Annotated in this window: 12 protein-coding genes; 11 read left to right on the top strand and 1 reads right to left on the bottom strand. The window is 63.1% G+C overall.

Translation table 11 applies throughout. The features are described 5' to 3' along the window. Window positions 1-28: 28 nt before the first annotated feature. The 11 genes from N645_RS0104380 to N645_RS0104430 all read left to right on the top strand — a co-directional run bounded on the left by N645_RS0104380 (window position 29) and on the right by N645_RS0104430 (window position 14819). Entirely contained in the window at window positions 29-988 is a 960-nt protein-coding gene (locus N645_RS0104380) for a MoxR family ATPase (protein WP_024460296.1), read from the top strand. Then, a complete protein-coding gene (locus tag N645_RS0104385) occupies window positions 988-1956 on the top strand; it encodes a DUF58 domain-containing protein (RefSeq protein ID WP_024460297.1) in 969 nt (322 codons plus the stop codon). Before N645_RS0104380 ends, N645_RS0104385 begins: the two co-directional genes overlap by 1 nt. Window positions 1957-1968: 12 nt before the next feature. Then, the gene (locus N645_RS0104390) at window positions 1969-2514 is read left to right on the top strand and encodes a DUF4381 domain-containing protein (RefSeq protein ID WP_024460298.1); all 546 of its coding nucleotides are present in this window, start codon (window positions 1969-1971) and stop codon (window positions 2512-2514) included. Further along, on the top strand, window positions 2507-3520 hold the full coding sequence (locus N645_RS0104395) for a VWA domain-containing protein (protein ID WP_024460299.1): 1014 nt from the start codon (window positions 2507-2509) through the stop codon (window positions 3518-3520). The genes N645_RS0104390 and N645_RS0104395 overlap by 8 nt, the downstream gene beginning before the upstream one ends. Then, on the top strand, window positions 3520-5427 hold the full coding sequence (locus N645_RS0104400) for a VWA domain-containing protein (protein WP_024460300.1): 1908 nt from the start codon (window positions 3520-3522) through the stop codon (window positions 5425-5427). The genes N645_RS0104395 and N645_RS0104400 overlap by 1 nt, the downstream gene beginning before the upstream one ends. Before the next feature lie 56 nt (window positions 5428-5483). After that, window positions 5484-7199, top strand: a complete 1716-nt coding sequence (locus N645_RS16610; protein ID WP_193744948.1) for a BatD family protein — start codon at window positions 5484-5486, stop codon at window positions 7197-7199. After that, on the top strand, window positions 7199-7489 hold the full coding sequence (locus tag N645_RS0104410; RefSeq protein ID WP_024460302.1) for a GIY-YIG nuclease family protein: 291 nt from the start codon (window positions 7199-7201) through the stop codon (window positions 7487-7489). The genes N645_RS16610 and N645_RS0104410 overlap by 1 nt, the downstream gene beginning before the upstream one ends. Beyond that, window positions 7486-8088, top strand: coding sequence for a tRNA-uridine aminocarboxypropyltransferase (locus N645_RS0104415; protein WP_024460303.1), 603 nt, complete (start codon window positions 7486-7488; stop codon window positions 8086-8088). The genes N645_RS0104410 and N645_RS0104415 overlap by 4 nt, the downstream gene beginning before the upstream one ends. A gap of 26 nt (window positions 8089-8114) precedes the next feature. Then, on the top strand, window positions 8115-11051 hold the full coding sequence (locus tag N645_RS0104420) for an insulinase family protein (protein ID WP_024460304.1): 2937 nt from the start codon (window positions 8115-8117) through the stop codon (window positions 11049-11051). 565 nt (window positions 11052-11616) lie between these two features. Further along, window positions 11617-12468, top strand: a complete 852-nt coding sequence (locus N645_RS0104425) for a PP2C family serine/threonine-protein phosphatase (RefSeq protein ID WP_024460305.1) — start codon at window positions 11617-11619, stop codon at window positions 12466-12468. Further along, window positions 12468-14819, top strand: a complete 2352-nt coding sequence (locus N645_RS0104430; protein WP_024460306.1) for a bifunctional serine/threonine-protein kinase/formylglycine-generating enzyme family protein — start codon at window positions 12468-12470, stop codon at window positions 14817-14819. Before N645_RS0104425 ends, N645_RS0104430 begins: the two co-directional genes overlap by 1 nt. 39 nt (window positions 14820-14858) lie before the next feature. On the opposite strand, the gene murB is transcribed toward N645_RS0104430, so the two are convergent. After that, on the bottom strand, window positions 14859-15878 hold the full coding sequence (gene murB, locus N645_RS0104435; protein WP_024460307.1) for a UDP-N-acetylmuramate dehydrogenase: 1020 nt from the start codon (window positions 15876-15878) through the stop codon (window positions 14859-14861). Window positions 15879-15880: the final 2 nt, after the last annotated feature.

Below are 15880 nucleotides of genomic sequence, written 5' to 3' on the forward strand. Positions count from 1 at the left end.
AACATCCGATCACAATAAGTGGGGACCCATGCAGGCACACGACGCATTACACACCCTCAATCACTGGCTCAATCAGCAGATTGTCGGTCAGGAACATCTGGTTCAACGCATGCTGATCGCCCTGCTGGCGGACGGCCACCTGCTGGTGGAAGGCGCTCCCGGGCTGGCCAAGACCAAGGCGATCAAAACCCTGTCCGATGCCATTGAAGGCAACTTTCAGCGCATACAGTTCACTCCCGACCTGCTGCCATCGGATGTGACCGGCACCGACATCTACCGCCCAGAGCAGGGTCGCTTTGAATTTCAACCCGGGCCCATCTTTCACAATCTGGTCTTGAGTGACGAAATCAACCGGGCGCCGGCCAAAGTACAGTCCGCCCTGCTCGAAGCCATGGCCGAACGACAGGTCAGCGTGGGCAGCACCACCTACCCGCTGCCGGAACTGTTCATGGTGATGGCGACCCAGAACCCCATTGAGCAGGAAGGGACCTACCCGCTACCGGAAGCCCAACTGGATCGTTTTCTGATGCAGGTGCTGGTGGACTACCCGAATATTGAGGCCGAGCGGAAAATCCTGAAGCTCGCCCGGGCCGAGGCCGCTCACCAGGAGACTCCGCCCCCCGCCGAAATCAGCCAGAGTCTGTTGTTTGAAGGTCGCCAGGCGGTTCTGGCGATCCACATGGCCGAGCCGGTGGAGGAGTATATCGTCCAACTGATCAATGCCAGCCGGCGCCCCGGCGACTATGACCCCGATCTGGTCAACTGGCTGGAATACGGCGCCAGCCCCCGGGCCACCATTGCCCTGGACCGGTGCGCCCGGGCCCATGCCTGGCTGGAAGGCCGGGACTATGTCAGCCCCGACGATGTGCGCGCCATTGCCCACGACGTGCTCCGTCACCGCCTGATCCTGAGCTTTGAGGCTGAGGCCACAGGGGTTTCCCGTGAACAAGTAATCGACCGTCTGCTCGACGTGGTGCCGGTGGCCTGATGGCGGGAACCAAGGCCAGACCCACTGCCGCCGCGCTGGCCCCCCAGGGCGCTTACTGCGACCTGGGAGATCTGTTGCGCCTGCGCTTTGCCGCCCGGGACCTGCAACTGTTCGCCCGGCGACCGGCTCGCAGTCTGCTGACCGGAGGGGTACGCACCCGAATGCGCGGCCGGGGGATCGACTTTGAGGAAGTGCGGCTCTATCAGCCCGGCGATGATGTCCGCACCATCGACTGGCGGGTCACCGCCCGGACCCAGGTGCCTCACACCAAGATCTTTCGCGAGGAGCGCGAACGCCCGGTGTTTGTCGTCGTGGATCAGCGTTCACCGATGTTTTTTGGCAGCCGTACCTGTTTCAAGTCGGTGCTGGCCACCCATATTGCCGGCATCCTGGCCTGGGCCGCTCTGAACCAGAGCGACCGGATTGGCGGCCTGATATTTGGCGATCATAGCCAGCGGGATGTCCGCGCCCGGCGCAGCAAACACGCCGCGCTGGAACTGCTCCACCAGATGCACGACTACAACCGTGAGCTGGCCACTCCGGTGCCAGACAAGGCCATCACCTCCCTGGAGACCCTACTGGCCGATGTCCGTCGCGTCGCCAAACCCGGCAGCGCCGTGTTCGTGATCAGTGATTTCCACGACTTCGACACCCGCTGCGAGCAGCAACTGTTCGAGCTGGCACGCCATACCGACGTAACCCTGATGCACGTATACGATCCGCTGGAGCGGGAGCTGAGCAGCAACCATTTCCTGACGGTGAGCGACGGGGAGGAGCGTCTGCAACTGCCCGCCCAGGATCCGGCGTTCCGGCAGGCCTACCGTCGGGAATTCGAGACGCGGTTGCAGGCGCTGACCGAAAGCAGCCGCCGTCTGGCGTTACCGCTACTGTCCTACGCCACCGATGACGACATTCACACATTGCTGCGCGAGCGTTTCGGCGCCCGCCGTCGCCGCGCCCGAGGCTGATTGACTGCACCCATGAATCCGCAAGACCCACTGGCACAACTGAAAGACATTCATCTGCCGGAGCCCATCGGCTGGTGGCCCCTGGCCTGGGGCTGGTGGCTGTTGATTGCCCTGCTGCTGATCGTGCTCGGAGCACTGCTGTGGCAGGGTTACCGCCGTCAACGCCGGCAGCGCTACCGCCGCGAGGCCATGGCTTTGCTCGATCATGCCTACCGGGACTACCTGCGGAGCGATCCGGGCCCAGCCACCCACCGACACTACCTGCAGCAGGTCAGCCAACTGCTTCGCCGAACCGCGCTGAGCGCCCTGCCCGAGGCCCGCGAAGCTGAATTGGCGGCACTGAAGGGGCCCCAGTGGTTGCGCTTTCTGGACGCCAGTGCCGGGCTGGAACCGGCGTTTACCGAAGGGCCCGGTCACATCCTGGCCGACGGCCCCTATCAACCCGATCCGAAAGTGGATGTCGAGGCGTTGCATCAATTGGCCGCACAATGGATTCGCCGCCACCGCCTGTCCGAGCGACACCTCCAGCAATGGCTCGCGGAGGTGCACCATGCTTGAGCTGCAATGGCCCTGGCTGCTGCTGTTACTGCCGCTGCCACTGCTGATGCGCTGGGTTCCGGAAGAACCCAGCCGCGAGGCGGCTCTGCGAGTGCCTTTCTTCAGTCGATTGAAGCGATTGCGAGGCGAAGAGTCCCGTCGGGGGGAACGGCGCTGGTTGATGGCCGCCAGCCTCTGGCTGATCTGGAGCGCCAGCCTGCTCGCCGCCAGCCACCCCCAGTGGGTCGGCGAGCCGGTCAGCCTGCCCAGCAGCGGCCGGGATCTGCTGATGGCCGTCGACATTTCCGGCAGTATGGAAATCGAGGACATGCAGTACCAGGGGCAAGCCATCAACCGCCTGCAGGCGGTCAAAGGGGTGGTGGGTGATTTTGTTCAGGAGCGCCAGACCGACCGCCTCGGTCTGATCCTGTTCGGCACCCGGGCCTATCTGCAAGCGCCGCTGACCTACGATCGGCAGACCGTCTATACCCTGTTACAGGAAGCCCAGATCGGTTTTGCCGGTGAGAAAACCGCCATCGGCGATGCCATCGGGCTGGCCGTCAAACGCCTGCGGGACCGCCCCGAGGCCAGCCGGGTCCTGATTCTGCTGACCGACGGCGCCAACAACGCCGGGGAACTGACCCCACAGCGGGCCGCCTATCTGGCCGAGCAACACAACGTCAAAATCTACACCATCGGTTTTGGCGCGGAGGAAATGATCACCCAGACCATCTTTGGCCAGCGCCGAGTGAACCCCTCCCGGGATCTGGATGAAGACACCATGAGAGAAATAGCCGCCCAGACTGGCGGGCGCTATTTCCGGGCGCGCAGTCTGGAGGAGCTGTACCAGGTGCACCAGACCCTGAATGAACTGGAGCCCATTGAATACGACGAGGAAACCTTCCGTCCCACCCGGAGCCTGTTTCACTGGCCCCTGGCCCTCGCCTTTGTGCTCAGCGCTCTGCTGGCCACCGGCCGCTGGCTGAGCCCACGACTGACCGCACGCACCTCGGGAGGATCTCGCTGATGGATACACTTCAGACAGCACTTGAGAACTTCCACTGGTTGCGGCCGCTCTGGCTGCTGGCCCTGATTCCGGCGATCGCTCTGGTTCTGTTGTTGTGGCAACAGCGCCAGCAGGCCCGCCAGTGGCGCCAATTGATCGCGCCGGGGCTGCTGGAGCACCTCCTGGACCCGGCGACCCAACAAAAGCGCCGCAGCTACCTGTGGGGACTACTGGCGGCCTGGGTACTGGCCTGCCTGGCCCTGGCCGGGCCCAGCTGGGAAAAACGGCCCATGCCCGTACACAAGACCGAGAACGCCCTGATCATCGTGCTCGATCTGTCGCCGTCCATGCTGGCAGAGGACCTGGCGCCGTCTCGTCTGGTCCGCGCCCGCCTGAAAATCGCCGATGTCCTGCGCGAACGCAAAGAAGGCTTTACCGGCCTGATCGCCTATGCGGGGGACGCCCATGTGGTCTCGCCCCTGACCGACGACACCGCCACCATCCGCAGCCTGCTCAACGCCCTGCATCCCAACGTCATGCCCCTCCCCGGCAGTCGCCCGGAGGAAGCGATCGAACAGGCCAGGACCCTATTTGCCGACGCGGGTATCAGCGAGGGCCAGATCTTGCTGCTGACGGACGGCGTTGTCGAAAAAGCGGTCGACCCCATTTTGGAACAGCTCGGGGATACCGCATTCCGGCTGTCCATTCTCGGTGTCGGCACCCCGGATGGGGCCCCCATTCCCAACGACCGCGGTGGCTTCGAGCGGGACCGTCAGGGCAACATTGTCGTGGCCAAGCTCGAACAAGACCGCCTTGAACGCCTGGCCGGGCGCACCGGTGGGCGCTACGAGCGTATTGATGCCAGCGCCGACGACGTACAGTGGCTGCTGGAGCAACCCGGCTGGATGGAAGGCAAGGAGCGTCAGTTGGACCGTCAGTTCGACACCTGGTACGACCGGGGCCACTGGCTGGTGCTGCTATTGTTACCCATCGTGCTGTACAGTTTCCGCCGCGGTCTGCTGGTGCTGGTAGTCGCCCTGCCCCTGTGCGGCCTGCTCCCCCAACCGGCTCAGGCGGCGGACTGGCAGGCCCCGTTCCTGACGCCGGATCAACGGGGCGCCCGGGCACTGGAAGACAGTGATCCGGCCGCGGCCGCCGAGCATTTCCAGAATCCGGAATGGCGCGGCAGCGCGCTGTATCGGGCGGAGGATTACGCGGCGGCGGCAGAGGCCTTCGCTCAGAGCGACAGCGCCCGCGCCCACTACAACCGGGGCAATGCCCTGGCCAAAGCCGGTGACCTGGACGGTGCGATTGACGCCTACGACCAGGCACTGGAAAAAGATTCCACACTGGAAGACGCCCGGGCCAACAAGGCGCTGGTTGAACAGCTCAAACAGCAACAGGAACAACAGGAGCAGCAACAGAACGGCGGCGACTCACAGGATAGTGACAATGACTCCGACTCCGAGAAGTCCGGGCAGAACGAGCAAGATTCACAAAGCGAGCAAAACGGAGAGCAGCAATCACCCTCGGAGAACGAGTCGTCCGGCGACAACGAACAGAACGCCAGCGAAGAAAGTCCATCGAATTCCGACACCAGCGACTCACCAGGCGACGACGAACCACAGAGAACCGATACGGACAGCCCATCGCCGAAGGGACAGAACGACCAGGCCGAGCAGGAGCAGCCACAATCCGGAAGCCCTGAAGAGAATGGCCAGGAGGGTGACAAAGAGACCTCAGCCGCCACCCTTCAAGAGGGCGATGTCAGCGATGAAGAGCGCCAGTCCATGGAGCAGTGGCTCCGTCAGGTACCCGATGATCCCGGCGGCCTGTTGCGCCGCAAATTCGAGTACCAGAGCCAACAGCGGCGCTTACAGCAGATGCGCGGCGAAACCGAGGGGCGGGGAACCGAAGAGCGCTGGTAGCCCGAGCATACTCAACCCACATAACCATGAGACAGACACATAATACGATGACATTCATGAGACCGTTCGCGACCCACTTGAAGGCGACATTCCAGGCCACGTTACTGATGATCCTGCTGCTGGCCGGCCACACCCAGGCCCAGGAGCTGATCGCCAATGTCGACCGCGAGACCATCGGGTTGAACGATACCCTGACTCTGACCGTGCGCCAGACCGGGCGAACCCTCACCGGGGGCCCCGATTTCGACGCGCTGCGCCGGGACTTCGACATCCTCAGCAATCAGCGAAGTCACCAGATGCGCATCGTCAACGGCGACATGGAAGGTTGGACCGAGTGGCGCCTGATGCTGGCCCCCAAGCGGGCCGGTACCTTCAACATCCCCGCCTTCGAATTCGAAGGCCGCCAGAGCGAGCCCATCACCGTAACGGTGCAGGAACGACAACAGCAACCGGACAGTGACGGCCAGGACATTTTTGTAGAAACGGAGCTGAACAAGGAGAGGGTCCACGTTCAGGAGCAGGTCCTGTTCACGGTGCGGCTGTACAGCCGGGTCAATCTGGATGGTGCGGAAATTCAACCGCTGGAACTGAACAATGCGGTGATCAAGGCCGTCAATGAAGAGAACTACATTACTCAGATCGACGGCCGCCAGCACATTGTTCTGGAAACCACCTTTGCCCTGTTCCCCCAGCGCAGTGGCACTTTGGAAATCCCCTCCCTGGTGTATGAACTCGCCGTCAGCCGGGGACAGCGAGACTTCTGGGGCCGCAGCAGCCGACAGCGAGTCCGCACCGACGCCCTCACTGTGACGGTGGACCCGACCCCCGATCAATACACCGGCGACACTTGGCTGCCGGCCCGCAATCTGCAATTGAGCGAACACTGGGGCACCGATCCGGACTCCCTGCGTCAGGGTGAGCCGGTGACCCGCCGGATCACCATTCAGGCGGACGGTCTGACCGCCGCGCAACTCCCCGCCCTGACCCTGGAAGAAACCCCGGGCCTGACACTCTACCCGGACCGGCCGCAGACCGAAGAGCAGGTCAATGCGAGCGGCGTCCAGAGCACCAGCACCCTGACCCTGGCGATGGTGCCCAACCAGAGCGGACGCCTCGAGATTCCGGCGGTCACCCTGACCTGGTGGGACACCGAGGCCGATCAGATGCGCACCGCGGAGCTGCCGGCGAGCACCGTCAACGTCACCGCCATACCCGGCGCCGCCCCCGCTTCCGAGGTCACACCGTCCCGGGAGCGCGAAAATGGCGAAGACGCCACCGCTCCCCGCCCGACTGCAAGCGGGCCAGCGCCGCTGGTTACCGTAGTACTGGGCATAGCCACGGCGCTCCTGTCAGCCTTGACCCTCTGGCTCGCCTTCCTCGTCTGGCGTCTGAAGAGCGATCTTGCCGCACGCGAGGCGCAGGCCCGAGGCGATAGAGACCGGGCCCGGGCCGCCCGTGGCCGAGCCTGGCAAGGCGTCAAACGCGCCGCCAAAGCCGATGACCTGCACGCCCTGCGCCGGGCCCTGCTCGACTGGGGAGCCGCCATCTGGCCCGAGGTGCCCCCCCGAGGCCTGACCGATCTGGCCGAGCGGCTCGACGACGACGTGGCGCGGGCGCGACTGCAAGAGCTGGACGCCATACTGTTCAAGGGTGAGCCCGACGCACCATTCGACACCGCCGCCCTGCTACAGGCACTGAATCAGAGCCGGGCCGGTTATAGATCCGGGCGCACCGATACCGGGGGACTCAAACCCCTGTACCCACACTCGTGATGGCAGAGAGCCGTTGGCAGGTTTACATCATTCTCGGTGACGATGGCCGGTACTACACCGGCATCACCACCGATGTGGTCCGCCGCTGGAAAGAACACAGCGGCGGACCCCGTGGGGCCCGCTACTTTCGCGGTCGCCAGCCCCATCAGTTATGCTTTCTGGAACATCATCCCGACCGCTCCAGTGCCAGTCGACGGGAGTACGCCATCAAGCAGCTGTCGCGCGCCGCCAAAGAACAACTGATCGCCAGCGCACCCGCTCCGGCCGTCGATCCGGAGGCCGCCGAATGAGCCGTGCCCTTTGCCCCCGTTGCGAGCGACCGGAGCGGGCCTGTATCTGCCACTGGGTCCGACCGGTCGACAACGGCGTATCCCTGCTGATTCTGCAACACCCCGACGAAGCCCACCGGGCCAAAAACAGCGCCCGCCTGCTGGATCTCAGCCTGCGGGACTGTCAGCGGGTGGTGGGGGAGCAGTGGTCCGATGCCGCCCTGGGCGAACTGCTCGGCCGGGCTGACGAATCGATACTGCTCTACCCGGAGACCGACGATCTCCCCGCCCCCCGGTATCCGGACCCGAGCGACCTTGCCGAGCGAACCGATACCGGGCCACGACGCCAGCTGGTGGTGCTCGATGCCACCTGGCGCAAGAGCCGCAAAATGCTTTACCTCAACCCGCCACTGCACGCACTGCCCAGGTTGGCGCTGACCGATACGCCAGCGTCGCGCTATCGAATCCGTCGGGCGCGCAAGCCCGGCCAGCTCTCCACCCTGGAAGCCTGCTGTTACGCACTGGCGCATCTGGAGGGCGAGCGCGTAGACTATGCGCCTTTACTCGACGCTTTTGACGGCTTCAACGACCAGCAACTCGCGTTTCGACCCAAGCCGTAAACCGATACCGGAGATTGTGAAACTTTATGACCCACACCAGCCATGCCGCCTTTGAGCACCTGCGCAGCCAGACCATCGACTCCCTGAACCTGCGGGTGGAGGAGTACCAGCACAAAGTGACCGGTGCTCAGCACATCCACCTCGCCAGCGACAACCCGGAGAACGTTTTTCTGGTCGCCCTGCGCACCGTGCCCCAGGACTCGCGCGGGGTCGCCCACATTCTCGAACACACGGCGCTCTGTGGCAGCGAAAAGTATCCGGTGCGCGATCCGTTTTTCATGATGATCCGCCGGTCCCTGAACACCTTCATGAACGCCTTCACCAGTCCGGACTGGACCGCCTACCCCTTCGCCAGTCAGAACCGCAAGGACTTCGACAACTTGCTGGATGTGTACCTGGATGCGGTGTTTTTCTCCCGCCTGGACGAGCTGGACTTTGCCCAGGAGGGTCATCGCCTGGAGTTCAAGGAGCCGGACAATCCCGACTCCCCGCTGACCTTCAAAGGCGTGGTGTTCAACGAAATGAAAGGCGCCATGAGCTCGGTACCCGCACAACTGTGGCAGTCGCTGTGTCGCTACCTGTTTCCGACCACCACCTACCACCACAACAGCGGCGGCGATCCGGAGCACATCCCGGACCTGACCTACGAACAACTCCAGCAGTTCTATCGCACCCATTACCACCCGAGCAATGCGATCTTCATGACCTATGGCGACATTCCGGCAGCGGAGCATCAGGCCAAGTTTGAAGCCAAAGCCCTGCACCGCTTCAAGCGCCTGGATGATGTCATTGCCGTAGGCGAAGAAAAGCGCTACCACGCCCCCATCGCGGTGGAGGAAGCCTACCCGCTGGAGGAGGGCGAAGACCCGACCCACAAAACCCACGTCGTCATGGGTTGGCTGCTGGGCAACATCACCGATCTGGATCAGACCCTCGAAAGCCAACTGATGACCGCCGTCCTTCTGGACAACAGTGCCTCTCCCCTGCTGCACGCCCTGGAAACCTCCGACCTCGGACAGGCGCCCTCTCCGCTGTGCGGACTGGATGACTCCCAATACGAGCTGGCCTTCGGCTGTGGCCTGGAGGGCTGCCAGTTGGAGGAAGTCCCGGAGGTGGAGCAATTGATTCTGGGCGCCCTGGAGCGGGTAGCCGACGAAGGCGTCCCCCAGGAGCTGATTGACAGCGCACTGCACCAGTTGGAACTGCAGCAGCGCGAAGTCGGCGGAGACGGTTTCCCCTACGGCCTGCAACTGATCATGAACAGCCTGCCCGCCGCCACCCACCGGGCCGACCCCATCGCCCTGCTCGACCTGGATTCGGCGCTGGTGAAACTGCGGGAAAAGGTCAAAGACCCGGATTTCATTCCCTCGCTGGTGCGCCGCTGGTTGCTCGACAACCCTCACCGCCTGCGCCTGACCCTGCGCCCGGACAGCCAGTTCACCCGCCGGGCCCAGGAGGCCGAGCAAAAACGTCTGGCCGATATCAACGCCAAACTCACCGACGACGATCGTCAGTGGATCGTGCAGCGCGCCAAGGCCCTGCAGGAGCGCCAAGTACAAAAAGACGACGACAGCATCCTGCCCAAGGTCGGCCTGGAAGACATTCCCAAGACCATGGCGTATGTGGAAGGCAGCCGGGAAACCCTCGACCCGAAGAACCCCGCCAGCGACCCGCTGCGCCGCTACGGCGCCGGCACCAACGGCCTGGTGTATGAACAGGTCACCTGCAAACTGCCTGACATCAGCGAGGAGGAGCAGCCGCTGCTGCCGCTCTACTGCAACGCCCTGACTGAAGTTGGCCTGGGCAACCTCGATTACCTCGAGGCTCAACGCTGGCAGGCAAGCGCCGTGGGGGGTATCAGCGCCTCGGCGACGGTGCGTGGCACCACCGATGATGTGCAGAACATCGATGCCTATTTTTCGCTAGGCTCCAAGGCACTGACCCGCAATGCCGGGGCCATGAACGAACTGCTGCGCGCGACCCTGACCGAACCGCGTTTTGACGAGCACAGCCGGCTGAAAGAGCTGGTCTCGCAGATGCGCGCCCGCCGTGAACAGAGCATCACCGGCAACGGCCACAGCCTGGCCATGCTGGCCGCCTGCGCCGGCATGGCTCCGTCAGCTCGCCTGACCCACCGGATTGGCGGCCTTGAGGGCATCGCCCACCTGAAGCGGCTTGATCAGGCCCTGAAAGACGGCGAATCCCTGAGAGCCTACGCTGCGCAACTGGAGAGCATTCACGCCCGCCTTCGGGTCGCACCCCGGGAGTTCCTGCTGATTGGAGAACCCCATCAGCTCGACGAGCTGCGCGACACCGTGCAGTCTCACTGGCCCAGCGAGCCGCCGGTGGCCGACTTCCGCTCCTTCGGACTGCCCGCCGTTCACGAGCCGGTACGCGAAGGCTGGCTGACCAACACCCAGGTCAACTTCTGCGCCCAGGCCTACCCCACGGTACCGTCAGAGCACCCCGACGCGGCCGCCCTGACGGTGTTGGCCGGTTTCCTGCGCAACGGCTATCTGCACCGCACCATTCGCGAACAGGGCGGCGCCTACGGCGGCGGCGCCAGCCAGGACAACAATATCGCGGCCTTCCGGTTCTTCTCCTACCGCGACCCCCGCCTGGCGGATACCCTGAAGGATTTCGAGGCGGCGGTGGATTGGCTGTTGTCCAGCGAACACGAGTGGCAGCCGTTGGAGGAGGCGATTCTTGGGGTAGTCAGCAGTCTGGATAAGCCGGCTTCTCCCGCAGGTGAAGCCCGCCAGACCTATCAGGCGGAGTTGTTTGGCCGCACCCGGGAGAAACGCGAGACTTTCCGCAACCGGGTCCTAGCTGTCACCCTAGCCGATATCCAACGCGTGGCCAATGAGTACCTGAAACCAGAACGGGCCAGCACGGCGGTGGTCAGTCACAGCGGAGAACGAGCGGTTCTGGAAAGTTTGGGACTGGAGTTGCGCGAGCTTTAAAGAGGTATGTTTGTCACTGGCTAAGTAACTTCGGAAGGAATGCTTCGCCTGGATAGCCGTTAGTAAAGAAGGTGCAGAGAATACGTGACGCCCGGGCCATGAGGGGGAAACCCTTTCAAGACACGCCGTGAACCCATCCCTGGGGGCTCGACGCGCGGAGTCCCTCCGCTTACGGTCTTGAAAGGGTTTCCCCCTCACCGCCCTCCGTGCCGGATATTACTTGGGTTGTTACACAAGCCCTTTTTTGAAAGGTCCGAGTTCCCGGAACGTTACGCTGGCACCGCGGAGGCTGGGTAACCCCTTGCGAGACCGTCACCCGCCTGGACGGCGGGTGATGAGCCTACATGGATGTATTTACGGCGTGTCTCGCAAGGGGTTACCCAGCCGCAGCTCTGCATACGAAGTCCGATTAAAAAGTCCTTTCGAAAAACCGAAGGGAATTTTGGTACGGCAACAGTCGAAAACCCAAACCGCGACCTGTTATGTAGTTTTCGACGGCAAAGTGCTTTAGGATTCCCGAGGCGATCCCAAGCCGGTAACATACGATGGTGACAACGGACTAACTATGCCCCAGCCACCCCTGGAATACAGCGCCGCCACCCACGCGGGCCACAAGCGCGACAACAACGAAGACACGCTCCTGAGCCTGCCCGAGCGCGGCCTATGGCTCGTGGCCGACGGCATGGGTGGGCACGAAGCCGGCGAAGTCGCCAGCGCCATCGTCCGGGACACCCTGCTCGACCAACAACACAAAAGCCTCACCCAGGCCATCCAGGCCTCCCACCGGGCCGTACTCAAAGCCGCCGCCAATGGCGAAGGCGCGCCGGGCATGGGTTCTACCATCGTCGCCCTGCGCAGCCTCGGAGACGACTACGAAGTCGCCTGGGTCGGCGACAGCCGGGCCTATCTCTGGACCCACACCGAAGACGGCGGTCGCCTCGAACGGCTCACCACCGACCACTCCTACGTGCAGATGCTGCTCGCCTCCGGAGTGATTGAAGAAGCGGAGGTCGAGGGCCACCCCGATAAGAACATCATCACTCAATGTCTGGGTTCCTACGAACTGCAGGAGGTCAAAGTTGACTCCGTGCGCGGCCAATGGCTGAAGGACCAGTGGATCCTGTTGTGCAGCGATGGGCTCACCGACGAATTGGATGACGAAGCCCTGGCCCGTCTGCTGTTTCGGTGCCGTAGCCCGCGTGCCGCCGTCAATCGGCTGATGCGCGCCGCGCTGGACGCGGGAGGTCGTGACAACATCACCCTGCAGCTGATCCAGTCACCACTGAGCCAGCGCTCGCGCTGGAGTACGCTGTGGCAGTGGGTGCCGCATATTACCGGTCGGCGCGGTCCGGATCTGGCCCTGTACGCCACCGCGCTTCTGTCGCTGGCGTTAGTACTCTACTGGGTGGCCCGGTAATGCATATTCCCGGCTACCGCATCATTCGCAAAATCAACCAGGGCGGAATGTCCACCGTCTACCTCGCCATTCAACTGAGCGTGGGCCGTGAAGTGGCCCTGAAAGTCATGTCTCCGGCACTCAATGGCGATCCGGTGTTCAGCGAGCGCTTTCAGCGCGAAGCCAATATCGTCGGGCAACTGTCGCACCCGAACATCGTCTCCATCTACGATATCGGGCGTTACAAGAACCTGAACTACATCGCCATGGACTATCTGGCCGGCGGGTCCATTCACGAAAAAATGGCCTCCGGTCTGAGCACCCAGGAAGTCCTGCGGATCACCCGGGAAATCGCCGGGGCGCTGGACCACGCCCATGAGAAAGGCTACATCCACCGGGACATCAAACCCGAAAACATTCTGTTCCGCGAAGACAACTCCGCGGTATTGTCCGACTTTGGGGTCGCCAAGACCGTCAGCTCCGCCTCCCGGATGACCAACGCCGGCACGGTGGTCGGCACGCCTCATTACATGAGCCCGGAGCAGACCCGGGGAAAACCCGTGGACGGTCGTGCCGATATTTACAGCCTGGGTGTGGTCTTTTACGAAATGCTGACCGGGCAGGTGCCCTACCAGGCGGACGAAGCAGTGGCCATCGCCATCAAGCACCTGACCGCGCCCATTCCCAAGCTCCCGCCCCAGTATCAGGCGTATCAGAAGATTCTCAACCAACTGCTGGCCAAGGATCCGGACAGTCGCTTTCAGCGGGGGCGGGATGTGATTGCGGCGATCGATGCCCTGGAAGGACCCGCCGGCCTGGGACAGACGTATTTCACCACCGCTGACTCCACCCGGGTCCAGCTCCTCTCGCTGTTCCGGGCACTGTTGGCGACCACGCTCGGGGCCTTGCGAGAACAGCTACGCCTGACCTGGCAGAGCCTGTGCTCGCTGCGCTGGACACCGCGTCGCGGCCTTTACCGCCACCCGCAGATCCGGGTGACCGAAATCAAGGGGCCGCTGAATCCGCCCCAGGAACACACCACCGTCATCTCCACCCAGGTTCAGCAGGCGGCGCACTACCACAGCCTGTGGCGAGGACGCCGGTTACTCTCCCGCACGCTGACCCTGATGATACTGCTGACGGTCATCTGGGGTGCCTTCAGCCTGGCGTTGAACGAATGGACATTGCCCGGTGAGCGCTGGCTGCCGGACTCGGTGCAGTCACTGGCCCGTCGCACCGCGCACTTGATCGCCCCGACACCGACCGAGCCCCGCCCCGAAGCGGCCCGCACCCTCGAGATTCCCACGACCCCGCTGGTACTGCGCCCCGAGCCCGAAGCCGAGAATCAGAGCAGCACAGACGCATTGATGGGGATGAGGCCCGACACACCGGTGGAAACCCCGACGGCCGCCCCACCGCGCTACGAACTGCGGGTTACGCCGGAGCCGGAAAACGCCCGGGTCCGCATTCTGAACATACCGGATCGTTATTACCCGGGCATTCCCCTGTTGCCCGGGCGCTACCATATTGAAACCAGCTATGCCGGCTACGATACCGACACCCGCTGGATTGAGGTGGAAGACGAGGCGGTGACGCTGCCGGTCGCCCTGCGCAAAACACCGGTGGCGGGTGCAACCTTTTACAACGAACTGCGCGACGGCGACCGCGGCCCAGAGATGGTGATCGTTCCCGCCGGTCGTTTCACCATGGGCAGCAAGCTGGACAGCCGCAGCATGCCCGAACGGAATGTCCGGATTCCCCGGGCATTCGCCATCAGCCGATTTGAAATCACCTTCGCCGACTACGACAAGTTTGCCCGGGCCACGGACCGCCCGCTGCCCGACGACGAGCGCTGGGGACGAGACAACCGGCCGGTGATCAATGTGAGCTGGAACGATGCCCTGGCCTACGTAAACTGGCTCAGTGAGAGCACCGGCAAACGCTACCGCTTGCCGAGTGAGTCGGAGTGGGAGTACGCAGCACGGGCGGGCACCCAAACCACCTTCTGGTGGGGAGAAGCCGGCGCCGACGCCGACGGACTCGCGAACTGCCGACGGGGCTGCAACAGTGAGTACACCGGCCTGTTTTCCTCCAAAAGCGCCCCCGTGGGTTCCTACCCGGCCAATGCCTTCGGCTTGCACAGCGTTGCGGGTAATGCGGCCGAATGGACCCAGGACTGTTACCGGAACCACTTGCTGGAAATGCCTCAGAACGGCACACCCCTGATCACCGAAAACTGCACCGAGCGGACCATACGCGGAGGTTCGTTTGAGGATTCGGTGGGCAATATCGCCACCCATGTTCGGCGGGGTGCGCCCACTGATTATCGGGACAGTAACCTGGGGTTCCGGGTCGTGGTCGAGTTGTACTGACCGTTCAGCACCGGTAGCCCCGGATAAGGGGCCGGTGCGTCAGGGATAGACCCGGGGTTCGGGCTCGAGATCCACTCCGTACTCCGCGGCAATGGAGTGACGAATCTCTTCGGCCAGAGCCAGCACTTCCCCGCCGGGCGCGCGGCCCGGATTGGTCAATACCAACGCCTGATGCGCATGCACCGCCACCGGCCCACGGGCCACGCCTTTCCACCCCGCCCGCTCGATCAGCCATCCGGCGGCAAGCTTCACATGGCGCGCATCCACCGGGTAGGACACCAGTCCGGGATGACGGACCTGCAGTTCGAGAAACTGATCCAGCCCCACCAGCGGATTCTTGAAGAAACTTCCCACATTGGGAATATCCGCCGGGTCCGGCAATTTGCTGCGCCGAATCCGGCACACCGCCTCACTCACCGCCACCGGCGTCAGTTCCGCCATGGGAATCGCGCCCACCGCCTCTTTCAACGCCGGATAAGTCACTTTCAGATGCGGCTGCCGAGAGAGCTTCAAGGTCACGGATAAAATAATGTACCGGTCTTTGCCGGCCCGCTTGAACAGACTGTCGCGATAACCGAATTCGCAGGCGTCTTTATCGAAGCGATGCACCTCGCCGGTCACCACATCCATGGCCTCCAGCTCTGAAAATACATCTTTCAGCTCCACACCGTAGGCACCAATATTCTGAATCGGCGCCGCCCCCACAGAACCCGGGATCAGCGAAAGATTTTCCAGCCCCCAGTATTCGTTCGCCAGACAATACTCAACCAGTTCATGCCAGTTTTCCCCAGCGGCCACGCGAAGCCAGACGTGATGGCGATCTTCCTGAACCAGGGTTTTACCGGTCATTCGCATGTGCAGAACCAGGCCGGGAAAATCCTCTCGCAACACGACATTGCTACCGCCACCGAGAATCAGAAGAGGCAGATTTCGATCCCGCGCGAACTGCCGCAACGCGGGCAGTTGGGACACGTCTGTGACCTCCGCATAGTGCTGCGCTTTGGCGGGCACTGCCAGGGTGTTATAGGGTTGGAGGTTGATATTCTCTTGTATATCCACGC

Source organism: Marinimicrobium sp. LS-A18 (genome assembly GCF_000463525.1).
Classification (GTDB): domain Bacteria; phylum Pseudomonadota; class Gammaproteobacteria; order Pseudomonadales; family Cellvibrionaceae; genus Marinimicrobium; species Marinimicrobium koreense.